Origin of the sequence: Brevibacterium sp., from assembly GCF_052105255.1 — a bacterium.
Classification (GTDB): Bacteria; Actinomycetota; Actinomycetes; order Actinomycetales; family Brevibacteriaceae; genus Brevibacterium; species Brevibacterium linens_B.
Map to the genome: position 1 here is coordinate 20,142 of NZ_JBQDYQ010000052.1, position 3,393 is coordinate 23,534.

Annotated in this window: 3 protein-coding genes; all 3 read left to right on the plus strand. The window is 66.3% G+C overall.

Features of this window, described 5'->3' with window-relative positions; genetic code table 11:
• Positions 1-572 (plus strand): FABP family protein (locus ACTIIH_RS12925; protein ID WP_441452205.1); only part of this gene is annotated, 572 nt, incomplete at its 5' end.
• 1 nt (position 573) lies between these two features.
• Positions 574-1,779 carry a CAF17-like 4Fe-4S cluster assembly/insertion protein YgfZ gene (gene ygfZ, locus ACTIIH_RS12930; protein WP_441452207.1) on the plus strand — a complete coding sequence of 402 codons (1,206 nt, stop codon included), beginning with the start codon at positions 574-576 and terminating at the stop codon, positions 1,777-1,779.
• Positions 1,780-1,986: 207 nt separating this feature from the next.
• Complete coding sequence (gene gabT / locus ACTIIH_RS12935; RefSeq protein WP_441452209.1) at positions 1,987-3,351, plus strand: 4-aminobutyrate--2-oxoglutarate transaminase; 1,365 nt, start codon at positions 1,987-1,989, stop codon at positions 3,349-3,351.
• Positions 3,352-3,393 lie beyond the last annotated feature (42 nt).

Below are 3,393 nucleotides of genomic sequence, written 5' to 3' on the forward strand. Positions count from 1 at the left end.
CCGAGCTCGTCCCGCTGTCCTGGCTGATCGGGTCGTGGGAAGGCGTCGGTGTCGTCGGCTATGCGGACACTCCTGAGAAGCAGTTCGGCCAACGCATCGACTTCGTCGCCCATCAGGGCACGCCCTTCCTCCAGTACACCGCGCATGCGTGGCTGCTCGGCGAATCCGGTGAACTCGACTCGACCCTGACTCTCGAGACCGGTATCTGGCAGCTCGTGCGTCAGCACGACGACGGGGACGTCGGCCCGGGGATGATGGTGCCGACCGAACCGCAGTCTTTCACCTCGGCCGCCGCGGTCGAGACCCTGCGCACGAATGACGACGCCTTCGAGATCGAAGCGGAGATCGTTCACCCGCACGGAGTCATGGAGCTCTATGCCGGTACCGTCAAAGGCCCGCGCATCGATCTGGCCACCGATGTGGTGGCCAGGACCAAGACCGCGAAGGAGTACACCGCCTCGACTCGGATGTACGGCCTCGTCGGCGGCGAACTCATGTGGGCCTGGGACATGGCAGCCATGGGCCACGAACTCGCCTCCCACTCCTCTGCCAGATTGAAGAAGCTGTCTTAAGATGACTGATCCCGTGTCGCCGAATTCCGATGTCAACGATTCGCCGTCGCCGGAGAACACCCGCGCCGAGGCGGTTCGGCGCTCGTCGCTGGCTCGCGGACTGAGCTCGACCGCGGTGCTCGGGGCCGGCGATCTTGCCGAGACTCCCATCCACTACGGAGCTCCCCTGCGTGAGCAGCGCGTGCTCGAAGAGAAGGCCGGTCTCGTCGACCTCGCCCATCTCCGCGTGCTGCGTCTGAGCGGACCCGACCGTCTGACCTGGCTGAACTCGATCACTACGCAGAAGATCGACACCCTGGCCCCCGGTGTGTCCACCGAAACCCTCGTGCTCGACCCGAACGGTCGCATCGAGGGCTGGCTGAAGCTCGTCGACGACGGTGAGGCACTGTGGACCATCAGCGACCTTCACACCGACGCGACCCTGGACTTCCTGCGCAAGATGGTCTTCATGATGCGCGTCGAGATCGAGGACCTCAGCGAGGACTATCAGTGCTTCGGCGCCATCACGTCCCTGCCGGAAGCCCTGCCCGTCACCCGAACCTGGTCCGACCCGTGGCCGCATATCGGAAGCGGATCGGCCTCCTATGCGCAGATCGACATCGGCCAGGACGTCGCGGGCACCGACCACCCCGGTCTCGAGACCCCGTTCGTCATCGGCATCGTCAAACGCTCTGACCTGCAGGGACTGTCGGCGAACACCTTCGATATGGCCGGCTTCGACGCCTGGGAGGCGTTGCGGATCGCCGCCTGGCGGCCGGGCCGGAACGAAATCGACCACAAAGCCCTCGTCGGCGAACTCGACCTGCTGCGCACCGCCGTGCACCTGGCGAAGGGGTGCTACCGCGGGCAGGAAGCGGTGGCACGCGTCCACAATCTCGGTCAGCCGCCCAGGCGTCTGACCTTCGTCCACCTCGACGGATCCGGCCACATCGCCCCGGATCCCGGCACCGAGGTGCTCGCCGAGGTCCGGGGGTCCGAACGTTCAGTGGGCACCCTGACCTCGGTGACCGTGCATTGGGAGCTCGGACCGATCGGTCTGGCCGTGGTCAAACGGAACCTGGCCCCCGAGGCGCAGCTGAGCTTCGAAATCGGCGACGGAGAACGCGTCGTCGGCGCTCAGGAGACGATCGTCGTGCCGATGCGCGAGCACGAGCGTGTGCTTCCGGAACGGAACAGGGACGTCGACGCCCGCAACCAGAACCGCTGAGTCCCGGGGGCGTCGGGGACGACCCGGCGCTGTTTCCGCCTTCGCTGTGGGTCATCCGCAATGAGGATTCGGCCGCCGGCACACGACAACGGAATCCGTACCCGATCAGCGCCGAATCCGCGGCGTCGTCTCTCCGCAGCGAGCGGTTCTGACCAGCCCTCGGACGGCAAGTGACAAAAAGCGTCGATTGCCCCTATTGTTCCCCTTATGACAGCTTTGGAGATTGGCGGCGAAGCTCTGCCGCAGGAACGTAAGATCGTCACCGAGATTCCGGGACCGAAGTCCCGTGAGATCGAGGAACGTCGCAAGTCAGCAGTGGCGACCGGTGTCGGTTCGAGCCTGCCCGCCTATGTGGTGGCGGCCGGTGGCGGCATCCTCAAGGACGCCGACGGCAACCAGCTCATCGACCTCGGTTCGGGCATCGCCGTGACCACGGCCGGCAACGCGAACCCCCGCGTGGTCGAGGCCGCGAAGGCCCAGCTCGAGGCCTTCACCCACACCTGCTTCATGGTCAACCCGTACGAGAGCTACGTCGAGGTCGCCGAAGCCCTCAACCGGCTGACCCCCGGCGACCACGAGAAGCGCACCGTGCTGCTCAACTCCGGTGCCGAGGCCGTCGAGAACGCCGTTAAGATCGCGCGCGCTCACACCGGCCGCGACGCCGTCGTCGTCTTCGACCACGCCTACCACGGCCGCACCAACCTGACCATGGCGATGACCGCAAAGGCTGCCCCCTATAAGGCCGGCTTCGGTCCCTTCGCCGGTGAGGTCTACCGCGCACCCATGTCCTACCCGTACCGCGACAACGACGCGGCCGGCACGAAGATCAGCGGAGAGGACGCAGCCAAGCGCGTCATCACGATGATCGAGAAGCAGATCGGCTCCGAGTACGTCGCTGCGATCGTCATCGAGCCCATCCAGGGTGAGGGCGGCTTCATCGTCCCGGCCGAGGGCTTCCTGCCCACGCTCGTCGACTACGCCCGCGAAAAGGGCATCGTCTTCGTCGCCGACGAGGTGCAGGCCGGATTCGCCCGCACCGGAAAGATGTTCGCCTCCGAGTGGGAGGGCATCGTGCCCGACCTCATCACCACGGCCAAGGGCATCGCCGGCGGTCTGCCGCTGTCGGCGGTGACCGGTCGCGCGGACATCATGGACTCGGTCGGACCGGGCCGCCTCGGCGGAACCTATGGCGGCAACCCCACCGCCTGTGCCGCCGCCCTCGGCGCCATCGCCGCGTACGAAGAGGACGGACTGGCCGATCGTGCCCTGGCGATCGGTGAGATCATCGTCGACCGGCTGACGAAGCTGCAGTCGAAGCACCCCGAGGTCGGCGATGTCCGTGGCCGTGGAGCCATGGTCGCCGCCGAGTTCGTCGAGCGCGATTCGATCGAGCCGAACGCGGACCTGGTGAAGAAGATCGCAGACTACTGCGCGAAGAACGGCGTCCTCGTACTCACCACGGGAACCTTCAGCAACATCCTGCGCTTCCTGCCGCCGCTGACGATCTCCGACGAGCTGCTGAACGACGCCTTCGACGTCATCGAGGCCGCCCTCGCCGACCTCCTCAGCTGAAATCCCCAATTACTACCTGACGGCGGCCCAGCAACCTCGCGC

Coding starts and splice junctions, on each gene's coding strand:
- gabT (WP_441452209.1), top strand. CDS start 1,987: ATGACAGCTTTGGAGATTGGCGGCGAAGCTCTGCCGCAGGAACGTAAG.
- ygfZ (WP_441452207.1), top strand. CDS start 574: ATGACTGATCCCGTGTCGCCGAATTCCGATGTCAACGATTCGCCGTCG.